The sequence below is a fragment of the Kitasatospora sp. NPDC028961 genome, from assembly GCF_055564815.1.
The window spans coordinates 20,275-34,791 of record NZ_JBVHVO010000011.1; the positions used below are offsets into that span (position 1 = coordinate 20,275).

Consider the following 14,517-nt stretch of genomic DNA (forward strand, 5'->3'; position numbering starts at 1 on the left):
CGTACTGACGAAAAGGGGAGAGCGATGGACGACCAGAGCATCTTTGACGTGGCCGAGGAGTGGGAGACCCGGGGGACCGCGACGCCCTTCCAGGGCAAGGTCACCGGCGTGCGCTCCGAGGAGGTCCGGATGCCCGACGGCAGCTGGGCCCGCCGCGACTACCAGACCCACCCCGGCTCGGTCTCCGTCCTGGCGTTGGACGACCAGGAGCGGGTGCTGATCCTGCGCCAGTACCGCCACCCCGTCCGCCAGCGGCTCTGGGAGCTGCCGGCCGGCCTCCTCGACGTCCCCGGCGAGAACCCGCTGCACGCCGCCCAGCGCGAGCTGTACGAGGAGGCGCACTGCAAGGCCGGCACCTGGCGGGTGCTGGTCGACTTCTACACCTCGCCCGGCGGCACGGACGAGGCGCTGCGGCTCTTCCTCGCCACCGACCTCACCGCCGCCGAGGGCGAGCGCTACGAGGCGCACGGCGAGGAACTGGAGATCGAGACCGCCCGGGTGCCGGTCGCCGAGCTGATCCGGCTGATCCACGCCGGGGAGCTGCACAACCCCACCCTGATCACCGGCACGCTCGCCGTGCACGCCGCGCTCACCGGGCCCGGCGGCCTGGACGCGCTGCGCCCCGCCGACTCGCCGTGGCCGGCGCGGCCCTTCTCGGCGTGACACCTCCGGTGTGACCTCGGCGCGGTGCTGCTTCGTGGGGGTGACGCCTCCGCGGTGCTGCTTCGCGCGGTGACCCTTCTGCGGTGCTGCTTCGTGGGGCGACGCTTCGTGGGGTGACCCTCCCGGCGGGCCGGTGGACGGCGCGTCACCCCGCGGTTGACCCGCAGGGGTGACTTACCGGTTCGTACGACCGGATGTCACCTCGGCGGAGCCGGACGGTCGAACTACGCTTCGCAGACAGGGCGCCCGTCCCGGGCCGCCTCCGCTGAGCGCTGGGTGACGTCGGGAGTGGCACGGGTGGCGAGGAAGACGGCGACCATGGACGCGGGGCCCGGCGTATCCGTCGAGGACGTTCCCGGGCTCGACCGGCTGCCCGCCGGTCCCGCGCTGCTCGTCGGCCGGCGTGCCGAGCTCGCCGCCCTGCGGGCCGCCGCCGCACGCCCGGCCGAGGGCCGCAGCCGGGTCCTGGTGCTGGCCGGCCGGCCCGGCTCCGGGCGGACCACCCTGGCCGTCCGGTTCGCCCGCACGGTCGCCGCCGACTACCCCGACGGTGTGCTGTTCGCCCGGCTCTCCACCCCGGACGGCGGCCGGGTGCCGCCCGCCAGGGCCGCCCGCCGGCTGCTGGAGCAGTTCGGCGCGGACGTCGCGGGCGTCCCGCTGCCCGGCGCCGTCGAGGACAGCCGGGACGAACCGGCCTGCGTCGCGCTGCGCGAGACGCTGGCCGGGCGGAAGGTCCTGCTGCTGCTGGACGACGTGCGGGACGCCGGACAGCTCTGGCCGCTGCTCGCGGACGAGCCCGGCTGCCTCGTCCTGGCCACCACCGCCGGGCCGCTCACCGGCATCGAGGACATCGACCCGGTCATCCTCGGCGGGCTCGACCGGCAGGCCTCGGGGGAGCTGCTCGGGGACCTGGTCGGCGGGACGAGAATCAGCTGCGACCCGGTCGGCGGGGCCGACCTGGCCGAGGCCTGCGCGGCCCGGCCGGCGGCACTGCGGCTGATGGCGGGGTGGCTGCGGGGCAATCCGAAGCTGGCGGTGACGGATGCCGCGAAGGAGCTGGCGCGGGCGGTGCGGGAGGCCGACGCCAAGCCGGCGGGGGGCGCGAAGGCGGCTGGTGGGGTGCACGCGGCCGGGGAGACGACTTCCGGGGGGAAGGAGGGCGCCCGGGGCGGGCCCGGCGCGTCCGGTGGGCCGGAGCGTACGAAGGGCGGCGCCCTGCACGCGGGGGCCGGTGCGGGGGTCGGTGCGGGGCCCAAGGCCGGGACCGGGACCGGGGCGGACGGGCGGGCTCCGGGCGGCGCCGGGGCCGGTCCGGGGGACGGGAAGGGTGTCAGGCGTCCTGCGGGGCCCGCGCGGGGCGGCGCGAAGCGCGGTGATCGGCGCGGCGGGACGCAGCCCGCGGAGCACGTTTCCCCGCCGGCTCCGGAGCAGGCCCCGGCCCCGGAGCGGCCCGGCCGGCCGGGCGGGGCCGGAAAGCCGGGGACCGCCGGTACCGCTGCGGGCGGTGCAGTCGGCCCGGCCGGCCCGGCCGGCCCGGTCGGTACGGTCGGCTCGAAGGCCGAGCAGGTGGAGCCGGCCGCTGCCGCCGCTGCCGCCGTCCCGGTGACGGACCCCGCGGCCTGGGTGAAGCCCGGGCCCGAACCCGCCGAGCCCGTCCCGGTGCCGGACAACGATCCGCTGATCGGCGCGTTCACCCTGCTCTACGGCACGCTGTCGGCCGCCCAGGCGCGGATGCTGCGGGCGCTCACCCTCGCACCGGGGCAGACGGCCGACCTGCGGACCGCCTCGGCCCTGGTCGGCTGCCCGGCGCCGGAGGCCGCCACCATGCTGGCCGCGCTCGCCGAGCGGGAGCTGCTCGGGGCGGAGCCTCCCGCCGCCGACGGGACCCCGCGGTACCGGGTGCCCGGCAGGCTCTACCCCCGGCTGGTCCGGCTGCGGGAGAGCGAGGACCGGCCCGCCGAGGTCGAACTGGCCCGGGCCCGGCTGCTGGAGCGGCTGGTCCGGCTCACCGAATCCGCCCGCGCGCTGCTCGACCCGGCCGGCGGCCCCGGCCCCGACCCGCTGCCCGGCCCGCTCCGGCTGCGCTCCGCCGCCGACGCCCGGCAGTGGCTGCTCGGCGAGCGCGACGTCCTGCTCGGCGCGGTCGCCGACGCGATCGGCCAGGGCGATCTGGACGGCTCGGCCGGCCGGCTGGTCACCGCCCTGCTCCGGGCGCTGCCGCTGACCGGCGCGGCCGCCCCCGCCGACCTCTACCAGCTGCACGAGCAGGTGCTGACCGTGGCCGAACGCCACGGCAAACCGCGCCGGGCCGCCGCCGCACTGCTCAATCTGGGGGACCTCCAGGCCGCGGCCGGCCGCTGGGAGCAGGCCTGCGCACACTACCGGGCGGCCCTGGAGCACGCCCGGTCGGCCGACGACGAGGCGCTCTGCGCCCGGGCCCTGGAGGGCGCGGCCGGCTGCTACCGGGCGCTCGGCGAGGCGGTTCGCGCCGCCGACTGGTACGGGCGGGCGCTCGCCCTTCGGCAGGCGATGGGCGACCACGCGGCCGAGGCCCGGCTGCTCGCCCGGGTGGCCGAGGCACACACCGCGCAGCGCCGGTTCGAGGAGGCCGAGCGGGAGTACCGGGCCTCCCTGTCGGTGCTGCGGAGGCTGGGCGACGAGCGCGGGCAGCAGGTGGTCGGCGACGCCCTCGCGGAGCTGCGGGAACGCCTCGACGGCGGGTGGTAGGGGCGGGTTCCGGAGTATTGTCGGAGATGCCCGGTTGGCATTGCTTCGGCGGGAAGATCGCTGGGGAAGCCTACGAACCTGCCAATGTGTCCGGCAGATTTGTTCGCTTTGGAAGGCTGACACGCCGCCTGGGCTTCATTACACTCGAACTCAGTCGCGCAGCGATCCATGCCCCGGTGTCGTCCGGAGGCTTCCCCACGTGCGCGTCGCCCGCCGGTCTTCTCCGGTAGGGACCCCCATGGCAAGAGGACGTGTTTAGCCGTGAAGGTCGGCATCCCCCGCGAGGTCAAGAACCACGAGTACCGCGTGGCCATCACGCCCGCCGGCGTGCATGAGCTCGTCCGCAACGGACACGAGGTCTACATCGAGGACAACGCCGGTCTCGGCTCCTCGATCCCCAACGAGGAGTACGTGGCCGCCGGCGCCACCATCCTCCCCACCGCCGACGAGGTGTGGGCCACCGCCGACCTGCTGCTGAAGGTCAAGGAGCCCATCGCCCAGGAGTACCACCGTCTGCGCAAGGGCCAGACCGTCTTCACGTACCTGCACCTGGCGGCCGACCGCGCCGGCACCGACGCGCTGGTCGCGTCCGGCACCACCGCGATCGCCTACGAGACCGTGCAGCTCGCCAACGGCGCCCTGCCGCTGCTCGCGCCGATGTCCGAGGTCGCGGGCCGGCTGGCCCCGCAGGTCGGCTCGTACCACCTGATGCGCCCGGCCGGCGGCCGCGGCGTGCTGCCCGGCGGCGTGCCCGGCACCCACCCGGCCAAGGCCGTCGTCATCGGCGGTGGCGTCTCCGGCTGGCACGCGGCCACCATCGCCATCGGCATGGGCTACGAGGTGACCCTGCTCGACCGCGACATCAACAAGCTGCGCGAGGCCGACAAGGTCTTCGGCACCAAGATCAAGGCCATCGCCTCCAACGCCTTCGAGCTGGAGAAGGCCGTCCTGGAGGCCGACCTGGTGATCGGCGCCGTGCTGATCCCGGGCGCCAAGGCCCCGAAGCTCGTCACCAACGAGCTGGTCTCCCGCATGAAGCCGGGCTCCGTGCTCGTTGACATCGCCATCGACCAGGGCGGCTGCTTCGAGGACTCGCACGCCACCACGCACGCCGAGCCGACCTTCCAGGTCCACAACTCGGTCTTCTACTGCGTGGCCAACATGCCGGGCGCCGTCCCGAACACCTCCACCTACGCGCTGACCAACGCCACGCTGCCCTACATCGTGGAGCTGGCCAACCGCGGCTGGAAGGACGCGCTGCGCCGTGACCCGGCGCTGGCCAAGGGCCTGAACGTGCACGAGGGCCAGATCACCTTCGGCGCCGTCGCCGAGGCCTTCGGCCTGGAGTCCGTCTCCCTGGAGAGCGTGCTCGCCTGATCTCGGTTCCCCCGGTCCGGAGCGGTCCGCGCCACGCCGGCGCGGACCGCTCCGACCTGGGCCGTTCCCGGTGGGACGGCCCGTAGGCCCCCGACCGTCCCTCCTCGTCCGCCAGCGGGCCGGAGGTCCTCGGATCGGGGGCTTCGCCATGCTCGCGAGCGGCGCCGACGCGCGCGGGTGAGCGGCGCCGACGGGGGCGGGTGAACGGTGCCGACGCGGACACGTGATCGGGGGTGGCCGGGGTGGGTGGGCGGCGCCGATCCGGACGCGTGAACGGGGGTGATGTGGGCGGGTCGCTCTGTCGTCAATTTCTGTGGGTCGTGTCACCCGACCGCAGAAACGTTAGGGTCAAGGGCCCGCGCATCCCTTGACAGAGGGTTGCCCGATAGTCGACACATCCTGCCCACTACCGTGGATTGTGTTGCTGCGAACGCCTTGAACGGCCTAGAGTCGCAAACCGTCGGCATGCTGCCACGCTGACGAATCGACATAGAGTCCTGGATGCCCAAGGAGGTAAGACGACTTGTGAATGAGTCGACATTTGCTCCCGGGGGTGGTCAGCCAGGACTGGCGGAGCACACCGCCGTCCAGCCGAGTGAGGAGTCCGGGGCCCGGCAGGCCACCGTGGGCTCGGCCGAGGTCGGCTCGGTCGCACTCCGCACTTTCGAAGCACGACAGAACACAGCACAGGTGACCACGGTGACCGACTACGACGTCGACCTGCCGGCCCACGGCCTGGCCTACGGCGAGTTCGCCTACGGCGCCTACGACGACCCGGACGCCGAGTACGAGCCGGACCCGGAGTACGCCGCCACGCTGGCCCCCGACGCCGCGCGCCAGCGGCGCGAGCGGGTCGGCCCGACCGGCCGTCCGCTGCCGTACTTCCCGATCCCCGCGCCGGTGGCCGAGCACGGCCCCGCGCAGATCATCGCGATGTGCAACCAGAAGGGCGGCGTCGGCAAGACCACGTCGACCATCAACCTGGGCGCGGCGCTGGCCGAGTACGGCCGCCGGGTGCTGCTCGTGGACTTCGACCCGCAGGGCGCGCTCTCGGTCGGTCTCGGCGTCAACCCGATGGAACTCGACGTCACCGTCTACAACCTGCTGATGGAGCGCGGCCTGACGGCCGATGAGGTGCTGCTGAAGACCGCGGTGCCCGGCATGGACCTGCTGCCCTCCAACATCGACCTCTCCGCCGCCGAGGTGCAGCTGGTCAGCGAGGTGGCCCGGGAGTCCGCGCTGGCGCGCGCCCTGAAGCCGCTGCTGCCCGACTACGACTTCGTCATCATCGACTGCCAGCCCTCGCTGGGCCTGCTGACGGTCAATGCCCTGACGGCCGCTCACAGCGTCATCGTTCCGCTGGAGTGCGAGTTCTTCGCGCTGCGCGGTGTCGCGCTGCTGACCGAGACGATCGAGAAGGTCTGCGAGCGGCTCAACCCCGAGCTGCGCCTGGACGGCATCCTGGCCACCATGTACGACTCGCGCACCGTGCACAGCCGTGAGGTGCTGGCCCGGGTCGTCGAGGCGTTCGGCGAGCACGTCTTCCACACCGTCATCGGGCGGACCGTGCGCTTCCCGGAGACCACCGTCGCCGGTGAGCCGATCACGACGTACGCGACCAACTCGGTCGGTGCCGCCGCCTACCGCCAGCTCGCCAGGGAGGTGCTCGACCGGTGCCGCCCCGCCGAGTGAGTCTCCCGGGTGCCGACGAGCTGTTCCGGACCACCGGCGGGATGGCGCTGTCGCCGTCCCTCGCGCCGCGTCCGGCCGCCGAGGCGCCCAGACCGGAGACCGCGCGGGCCGTCAACGGTGCCGGCCCGGACGGTGCCGAGGGCGCCGACGACGGCACCGGCGGTGCCGCGGGCCGTGCGACCGGGGGCGCCGCGAACGGCGGCGAGGCCGGTCGGCCGCGCGAGCACCACTCGGCGGGCGGCGCCTCGGTGCCGGCCCCCGCCCAGCCGGGCGGGGCCCAGGGCATCGGGCAGCCCGGTGCGGCGGGCAGTACGGCCGGGGGAGCGGCGGGTGCCGCGCAGGCCGGTAAGACGGCTCAGGGTGGCCGTGGCGCCGCTCCGGCGCCGCGCCAGCATGCGGGTGCCACCGAGGACCAGGCGGGCGCCACAGGGCGCCCCAGGCCGCGTGGACGGGCACCGCGCCGCCCCACCGGGCGGGAGCGGCACGACGAGAAGATCACCGTGTACGTGTCCGCCGAGGAACTGATGGACCTCGAACACACCCGGCTGGTGCTCCGCGGTGAGCACGGGCTGGCGGTGGACCGCGGCCGGATCGTCCGGGAGGCGATCGCGGTCGTGCTGGCCGATCTGGAGCAGCGCGGCGAGGCGAGCATCCTGGTACGGCGGCTGCGCGGGCGCTGAGGCCTGCGGGGCGCCTTGTGGCGCTCGTGGGGCCGGTGGTGCCGGTGGGCTCGTGATGCCTCTGGGGGGGCTGGGCCGGTGGTCCGGCGTTGTACCGGTGACCGGCGGCGCCCGGCGCTGCGTGCGGCGTGTCGGCGGCCCCGGCGCGGGGCGGGCGGCGGCCGCCGGGTGAAGATGGACCGTTATGCCGAGCACCCCCGAACCGCCCGCCGCCGGGTCCGTCGCTGCCGATGGGACCGCCGGATCCGATGCGTTCCTCGGGGTTGGTGGGTCGGGTGGGGCCAATGGGTCCGTCAGGTCCGGTGAGACCGTCGACGCGCACGTTCGCGTCGCTGCGGGGACCGATCCGGGTACGGCAGAGGGGTCGGCCGCGGCAGAAGGGTCGGCCGCGGCAGACGGGCCGGGGACGGCCGCCGGTTCGCCCGGCGGTGGCTTCCGGGTGCGGCTGGAGAACTTCGAGGGCCCCTTCGACCTGCTGCTGAGCCTGATCGCCAAGCACAAGCTGGACGTCACCGAGGTGGCGCTGGCCACCGTCACCGACGACTTCATGGCGCACATCCGGGCCATGGGCGCGAACTGGGACCTGGACGCCGCGACCGAGTTCCTGGTGGTCGCCGCGACGCTCCTCGATCTCAAGGCCGCCCGGCTGCTGCCGGCCGCCGAGGTCGAGGACGAGGAGGACCTCGCCCTGCTGGAGGCTCGCGACCTGCTCTTCGCCCGGCTGCTGCAGTACCGGGCCTACAAGCGCGCGGCGGCCCTGTTCGGCGACCGCTGGGCCGCCGAACTGCTCCGGCGCCCCCGGACCGTCGGACTGGAGCCCCACCACGCGCAGCTGCTCCCCGAGGTCGTGATCAGCATCGGCACGGAGCGGTTCGCGCAGCTGGCGGCGCGGACGATGGCGCCCAGGCCGGAGCCGGTCGTCTACGTCGACCACATCCACAGTCCGCCGGTCAGCGTGCGGGAACAGGCCGGGCTGGTGGTCGGGCTGCTCACCGAGCTGGGCGAGGCGTCCTTCCAGCAGCTGGTCGCCGACGCGCCGGACACCCTGGTGGTGGTCGCCCGCTTCCTGGCCCTGCTGGAGCTGTACCGGGAGCGGGTGCTCGCCTTCGAGCAGCCCGAGGCCCTGGGCGAGCTGCTGGTGCGCTGGGTGGCCGAGGAGGACCGGGGTGTGGTCGAGGTGACGGACGAGTTCGACCGGCCGGCCGGTGAGCAGAAGGAGGAGCGATGACGACTGGGGCGGACGGTGGGGAGCGGCCGGTGCGGCGTCCGCTCGGCGTGCCGGGGCAGCCGAGGGCCCAGGAGTGGCTGGAGCCGGGGGTGGGGGTGGTCGGGGAGTGGCTGGAGCCGGCGCCGGGGGTGGTCGGGGAGGGGGAGGTCGCTGCCGCGCCCGTGGTTCCCGTGACTCCTGGTGCTTTCGCTGCTCCTGGTGGGGCGGCTCCCGGTGGGGCGCGGGGGGTCGAGCCCGGTCCGGTGGCGTCCGAGGCCCTGGTGGTGCACCAGAAGTCGGCCCCGTCGACTTCTGGTGCAGGGGGAGGCGGGCGGGTGTCCGCGGCGCCTGTGCCTGCGCCTGCGCCGCCTGCGCCTGCGCCTGTGCCTGCACCAGCGCCTGCGGCGCCCGCGTCCGGGCCCGTCAGGCTTGAGGCGGCGGACGGGCCCGGGCTGAGGGCCGAGCTGGAGGCGATTCTGATGGTCGTCGACGAGCCCGCCCGGGAGGCCCACCTGGCGTCCGTCCTCGAACGGTCGCGGGAGGAGGTGGCGTCGGCGCTGCGTGAGCTGTCCGCCGAGTACACCGCCCAGGGCCGGGGCTTCGACCTGCGGCTGGTCGCCGGCGGGTGGCGGTTCTACACCCGGGCCGACTGCGCGGCGGCCGTCGACCGCTTCGTCCTGGACGGCCAGCAGGCCCGGCTGACCCAGGCCGCGCTGGAGACTCTGGCGGTCGTCGCCTACCGGCAGCCGGTGTCCAGATCACGGGTCTCAGCCGTCCGTGGTGTGAACTGTGACGGCGTGATGCGTACCCTGGTACAGCGAGGACTGGTGGAAGAGGCCGGATCCGAGCCCGAAACAGGTGCGATCCTGTATCGGACGACGAACTACTTCCTGGAACGGATGGGGCTCCGCGGCCTGGATGAGCTGCCGGAACTCGCTCCCTTCCTGCCCGAGGTCGACGACGTGGAAGCGGAGTCCCTGGAGGGCACGATGATCGCGGAGGCGGTCGCCGCCGCTGCCGCGCAGGCTGCGGACGGCAGTGGCGAAGCCGATCGGGCTCCGCTCGATCGATAGGGGGGCGGTGAGGTCGGCCGAAACGACCGCACAGCCCAATCCCAGACGGAACGACGTACGGACACTTTGATGCGTAGCAGTGGCAACGGCAGGAACAGCAGCGGCGGCGGCGGCGGTCGCGGCGGACAGGGCGGGGGCCGGAGCGGCGGCGGCTCCCACGGGGGCGGCGCGGGCCGTGGCGGATCGGGCGCTCCGCGCGGGGGTTCGTCCGGCGGCGGCTCGCAGGGCGGCGGTTCGTACGGCGGGGGTTCCTACGGCGGTGGCTCCGGCTCCCGCGGTGGGTCCGGTTCGTACGGTTCGGGTTCGCGCGGCGGCTCGTCGAGTGGTGGGTCCTACGGCGGTGGCTCCGGCTCCCGCGGTGGGTCCGGTTCGTACGGTTCGGGTTCGCGCGGCGGTTCGTCGGGCGGCGGTTCGTACGGCGGCGGCTCCGGCTCGTCGCGCGGCGGTTCGTACGGCGGCGGCTCCGGCTCGTCGCGCGGCGGTTCGTACGGTGGTAGCTCCGGCTCCTCGCGTGGCGGTTCGTACGGCGGCGGCTCCGGCTCGTCGCGCGGTGGGTCCTACGGCGGCGGCTCCGGCGCGCCGCGTGGCGGGTCCGGCTCCTACGGTCGGCGTGACGACCGCCGGGACGACCGGCGCGACGACCGCGGCTTCCTGGAGCGCCCGCTGCGCCCCGAGGAGCGGCGCTACGACCGCCCCGAGTTCGGCGGCGGCCCCAACGCCACGCCGGCGCGCGGCGGCTACTCCGGGCGCCGTCCCAACCCGGCACCGCGGCCGCGCCGTGAGGGCCAGGGCGCCCCGGGCGACCCGCGCCGTCAGCCGCAGCGTTCGCGCGAGCTGCAGGCCAAGATCGAGGACGCCGTTCTGGCCCGGCACGACAAGCCGGCCGTGAACCTGCCGAAGACCGCCGGCGAGCCCGATGGCGAGCGCCTGCAGAAGGTGCTGGCCCGGGCCGGCATCGGTAGCCGCCGGGCCTGCGAGGAGCTCATCGAGCAGGGCCGGGTCGAGGTCAACGGCAAGCGCGTCACCGAGCAGGGCAAGCGGGTCGACCCGCAGAACGACGAGATCAAGGTGGACGGCCTGACCGTCGCCACCCAGTCGTACCTGTTCTTCGCGCTGAACAAGCCGGCCGGCGTGGTCTCCACCATGGAGGACCCGGACGGTCGCCAGTGCCTCGGTGACTACGTGACCAACCGGGAGACCAGGCTCTTCCACGTCGGTCGTCTGGACACCGAGACCGAGGGCATCATCCTGCTCACCAACCACGGCGAGCTGGCCCACCGCCTCACCCACCCGCGGTACGGCGTGACCAAGACCTACCTGGCCGCGATCCAGGGACCGATCCCGCGTGACCTGGGCAAGCAGCTCGCCAAGGGCATCGAGCTGGAGGACGGCTTCGCCCGGGCCGACAGCTTCAAGGTGATCTCCAACGTCGGCAAGAACTACATGGTCGAGGTGACCCTGCACGAGGGTCGCAAGCACATCGTCCGCCGGATGCTGTCCGAGGCCGGCTTCCCGGTCGAGAAGCTGGTGCGCACGCACTTCGGCCCGATCGCGCTGGGCGACCAGAAGTCCGGCTGGCTGCGTCGTCTGACCAACCCCGAGGTCGGTCAGCTGATGCGCGAGGTCGGCCTGTAGGAATCTGTGGACCGGTCGATAGAGGGGTTCCTCTCCTCTGTAGACCGGTCGACATATTCTGGCGATCTCTGTAGATCGGTCTGCAGAGTTGGGGGCGTTTCTGTGGACCGGTCTGCATAATCGGGGGCTGGTTCTGTAGACCGACCGACATATTCGCGCACCGTGTCTGTAGACCGGTCTGCATAATCCGCGTGAGCGGGACTGCATCGGTAGACCGGTCTACATATTCGGGTGTTTCGGGAGGGTCTCCCCGCCGAGTGGCGGGGAGACCCTCCTGCTGTTCGGCGGGTCCTGCTGTGAGCAAGGACGCATCGCCTGGTCATCGCCTTGTCAGCGCGATGATCCGTGGCCGAAGATTGCCACCTGACCACGACCCGCCGAGTGGCGGGACTGCGCCACCGGGGGCGCGGGCGGGAGTCGAGACGGGGGAGCGGCGTCGTGTCCGATGCACCACTCAGCACACTGGGACTGGCCGCGCCGGACGGTCAGGTCTACGCGGCGCTGGTGGCCAACCCGCAGTCCACCGCGGAGGACCTCGCGACCTGCTGCGGTCTGACACTCCAGCAGAGCGTCCGCGCGCTGGACCGATTGGCACAGCAGGGCATGGCGACCAGGGCGCCGGTGGACCGCCACCGCTTCCTCCCGGTGGCGCCCGATGTCGCGATCGGCACGCTGATCGGCCATCGCGAGTCCGAGCTGCGGCACGCCAGGGCCGAGATGCACCGGCTGATGGACGCCTTCCGGGAGGCCTCGCGCTACACCGACCCGGCGCACTCGGTCGAGGTGCTGACCGGCGGCGAGGCGATCGCCCAGCGGCTGGAGCACATCACCGAGACCAGCCAGTACCAGGTCCGCGGCTTCGACTGCCCCCCGTACATCCAGGACCCGGTCGCCAACATCCCGCTGCAACGCGAGCGGATGCGGGAGGGGCTGCGGTTCCGGACCATCTACGACCGGGAGGCGGTCGCCTGGCCCGGCCGGCTGGAGAAGAACATCCTGGCCGGCGTCGCGGACGGCGAGGAGGCGAGGGTCCGGCCGGTGCTGCCGATGAAGATGATCATGTCGGACGACCGGATGGCCATCATCCCGATCAGCGTGGGCGACAGCGTCCTCGACGCGGCCTACGTGATCCACCCGTCGGCGCTGCTCCAGGCCCTGGACACGCTGTTCGAGGCGGAGTGGGAACGGGCGGTCCAGCTCCAGTCCGCGATCGGCGCCGCCGAGGGCGCGCTGGAGCCGGAGGCCGACCACCGCAAGCTGCTCGGCCTGCTGGCGGCCGGCCTCACCGACGAGTCGATCGCCCGCTCGCTCGGCTGGAGCGCCCGGACCACCCAGCGCCGGCTGCAGAGCCTGATGCGCGAGCTGGGCGCCACCACCCGCTTCCAGGCCGGAATGGCGGCCCGGGAGCGGGGCTGGCTGTAGCCGGGCCGGTGGCGGTTCAGCTCCAGGGCGTGAGGTTCGCCCAGTGGCCGTCCGGGCCGCGCTCGACCTTCTCCAGGCCGACCACGGCGGACCGGTTCAGCCGCCCGTAGATGTGCGGGAACAGCACACCGGGGGTGGCTCCGGGCGGCGGTGCGCCGTTCGGGGCCTCCCACTTCACCATCGGTTCCACCAGCGACTCCTCGATCAGCAGCACCATCAGCGGACCGGGAGTGTCGGCGTAGAAGGCGTTGGCCACCGCGAGCGCCGTCCGCTCGTCCGCCGAGCAGTGGATGAACCCGTCGGTGAGCAGCGAGGCGGTGGCGTACGGCCGGCCGGGGTCGGCCAGCCAGTCGTCGAGGGGGGCGAGGTGCAGGATCATGTTCCTGTTGTACCTGAACGGTCGTCACGGCGAGGGCGCGGCCGACCGGGTTCGGGCGCCGGTGTCACAGGTCGTGGTGTCACAGGCCCGCCACCTTCGCGGAGGCGGAGATCTCGTACACCAGCGTCACCGTCCGGCGGGCGCCCGGGCCGAGCGGGAGGTCCCAGCGAACGATGCCCTCGGTGTCGAAGGCGTCCGGAGCCGGGGAGCACTCCTCCTTGCGCAGCCGCACCTCGACCGCCGAGACCTCGGAGACCGGTACCCGCTCGCGCACCGTGACCAACTGCTCGTCCCGCTCCTCCGGGCCCGAGAAGCGCGAGATGTGCAGCCGGACCGTCCGGGTGGTCACCGAGCGCTGGGTGAGCCCCGCGGTGCCCTGCCGTTCGTCGGTCTCCCGGACCACCCGGTAGCCGTCCGAGCTGCCGAACGCCAGCTCCGCCTCGGCGCCCGCGGCGGTGAAGGGCAGCTCGCCCCGGCCGGTGAAGCCGCTGCCGCGGATCAGTTCCACCGGGCCGGCGAGCAGCGCGTGCCCGGCCGCGTTGCGGAACCGGACCACCTGGGTCACCAGCGGCGACAGCTCCGGGGCGCAGGCGTACTCGCCGGTGGCGGGCGCGGTGAAGGAGCCCAGCGGCACCCGGTGCGCCCGGCCGTCCGAGGGCACGGTGGCCGGCGTGGGGGCCCGCAGGATCCGGACCTCGCCGCCGTCGTCCACCCCCGGCACGGCCTCGGACGGGCCGAGGGTGCTGATCGTCTCCTCGCGCAGTTCGACCTCGACCGTGCGCCGCTCCTCGGCGCTGCGCTCGCGCAGGGCCAGCACGTCCTCGCTGATCGCGGGCGGTGCGGTGGCCAGTGCCGAGCGGGCGGTGGAGAAGGTCAGCCGGGCGCCCGTCCAGTCCTCGCCGGTGCGCTGCCAGACCACCGCCTCGGACTCCAGGTGGAGCGACCCCTCGGCGAGGGTGGCCCGGTAGGAGGGCCGCCAGACCGCGCACGGCAGCAGGTGGCTGACGGTCAGCCGGGCGGGTCCTGCGGCGGACGCCTCGATGGTGAGGTCCAGGTGGGCGACCAGCTCGGCGGGCGCCTCCTCGGCCTCGTCGAGGGCCGTCCGGGCCTCTGAGCGCTCGACCTCCAGGTCGCGCAGCCGGGAGTGGGCGGCCCGCAGCTCCTCGCCGTACCGCTCGCGCTCGGCGTCCACCCGGTCCAGCTCGCGGGCCCAGCGGGCCCGTTCGACCTCGCCGGCGCCGGCGCCCTCGCCGACCTCGCGGAGCAGGTCGGCGGAGAGCTGGGCGAGCAGGGCCAGCCGGGCCTCCAGACGGTGGCGCAGCTGGTCCTCCTGGCGGGCCCGCACGTCGAGCTCGTGGACGCGGTGGCGCAGCGCGGAGTCGTCCGGACCGGGCGCCAGCGGGGCGGGCGGGGTCCAGGCGCGGACGATCCGGGCGTCCAGGACGCGGGGGCCCGCCACCCCGGACGACTCGGCGTCGGCGGGGGCGAGGCCGGTGGCTTCGGCCCGCAGGGTCCGGTCGACGGCGAGCGCGGTGATCGGGCCGAGGCGCAGCCGCTGGACGCCGGCGGCGAGGTCGACGATCACGGCGCGCTCGACCTGGCTGCGGTCCTCCAGGCAGGTGACGGCGGTGACCGGGAGGGGGATGGTGTCGCTGCTCATCG

11 protein-coding genes are annotated in these 14,517 nt (G+C 74.1%); 9 read left to right on the forward strand and 2 right to left on the reverse strand.

The window, feature by feature from the left end:
- Positions 1–24 precede the first annotated feature (24 nt).
- The 9 genes from ACZ4UX_RS20750 (at position 25) to ACZ4UX_RS20790 (ending at position 12,476) form a co-directional block, all read left to right on the forward strand.
- Positions 25–663 (forward strand): NUDIX domain-containing protein, encoded by a 639-nt coding sequence (locus ACZ4UX_RS20750; protein ID WP_465707737.1) that lies wholly within the window; start codon positions 25–27, stop codon positions 661–663.
- Between the two features lie 297 nt (positions 664–960).
- Positions 961–3,390, forward strand: a complete 2,430-nt coding sequence (locus ACZ4UX_RS20755; RefSeq protein ID WP_465707738.1) for a tetratricopeptide repeat protein — start codon at positions 961–963, stop codon at positions 3,388–3,390.
- 261 nt (positions 3,391–3,651) lie between these two features.
- Complete coding sequence (ald, locus tag ACZ4UX_RS20760) at positions 3,652–4,767, forward strand: alanine dehydrogenase (RefSeq protein WP_329490170.1); 1,116 nt, start codon at positions 3,652–3,654, stop codon at positions 4,765–4,767.
- Between the two features lie 624 nt (positions 4,768–5,391).
- On the forward strand, positions 5,392–6,459 hold the full coding sequence (locus ACZ4UX_RS20765; RefSeq protein ID WP_380392235.1) for a ParA family protein: 1,068 nt from the start codon (positions 5,392–5,394) through the stop codon (positions 6,457–6,459).
- Positions 6,456–7,139: a hypothetical protein gene (locus ACZ4UX_RS20770; RefSeq protein ID WP_465707739.1), complete on the forward strand. Its 684-nt coding sequence runs from the start codon at positions 6,456–6,458 to the stop codon at positions 7,137–7,139. Before ACZ4UX_RS20765 ends, ACZ4UX_RS20770 begins: the two co-directional genes overlap by 4 nt.
- Before the next feature lie 439 nt (positions 7,140–7,578).
- Positions 7,579–8,367 (forward strand): segregation and condensation protein A, encoded by a 789-nt coding sequence (locus tag ACZ4UX_RS20775; protein WP_465707740.1) that lies wholly within the window; start codon positions 7,579–7,581, stop codon positions 8,365–8,367.
- Between the two features lie 458 nt (positions 8,368–8,825).
- Positions 8,826–9,419 (forward strand): SMC-Scp complex subunit ScpB, encoded by a 594-nt coding sequence (gene scpB, locus ACZ4UX_RS20780; RefSeq protein ID WP_380392224.1) that lies wholly within the window; start codon positions 8,826–8,828, stop codon positions 9,417–9,419.
- A 69-nt stretch (positions 9,420–9,488) separates the two neighbouring features.
- Complete coding sequence (locus tag ACZ4UX_RS20785) at positions 9,489–11,054, forward strand: pseudouridine synthase (RefSeq protein WP_465707741.1); 1,566 nt, start codon at positions 9,489–9,491, stop codon at positions 11,052–11,054.
- Between the two features lie 438 nt (positions 11,055–11,492).
- Positions 11,493–12,476 (forward strand): helix-turn-helix domain-containing protein, encoded by a 984-nt coding sequence (locus tag ACZ4UX_RS20790; protein ID WP_329490175.1) that lies wholly within the window; start codon positions 11,493–11,495, stop codon positions 12,474–12,476.
- A gap of 16 nt (positions 12,477–12,492) precedes the next feature.
- On the opposite strand, the gene ACZ4UX_RS20795 is transcribed toward ACZ4UX_RS20790, so the two are convergent.
- Positions 12,493–12,855, reverse strand: a complete 363-nt coding sequence (locus ACZ4UX_RS20795) for a DUF952 domain-containing protein (protein WP_329490176.1) — start codon at positions 12,853–12,855, stop codon at positions 12,493–12,495.
- A 79-nt stretch (positions 12,856–12,934) separates the two neighbouring features.
- Complete coding sequence (locus tag ACZ4UX_RS20800) at positions 12,935–14,515, reverse strand: DUF4139 domain-containing protein (RefSeq protein WP_465707742.1); 1,581 nt, start codon at positions 14,513–14,515, stop codon at positions 12,935–12,937.
- Positions 14,516–14,517 lie beyond the last annotated feature (2 nt).

What these genes read in the sequence shown, in the direction of transcription:
- ACZ4UX_RS20750 (WP_465707737.1), top strand. Translation starts at nt 25, where the DNA reads ATGGACGACCAGAGCATCTTTGACGTGGCCGAGGAGTGGGAGACCCGG.
- scpB (WP_380392224.1), top strand. Translation starts at nt 8,826, where the DNA reads ATGGTCGTCGACGAGCCCGCCCGGGAGGCCCACCTGGCGTCCGTCCTC.
- ACZ4UX_RS20785 (WP_465707741.1), top strand. Translation starts at nt 9,489, where the DNA reads ATGCGTAGCAGTGGCAACGGCAGGAACAGCAGCGGCGGCGGCGGCGGT.
- ACZ4UX_RS20795 (WP_329490176.1), bottom strand. Translation starts at nt 12,855, where the DNA reads ATGATCCTGCACCTCGCCCCCCTCGACGACTGGCTGGCCGACCCCGGC.
- ACZ4UX_RS20800 (WP_465707742.1), bottom strand. Translation starts at nt 14,515, where the DNA reads ATGAGCAGCGACACCATCCCCCTCCCGGTCACCGCCGTCACCTGCCTG.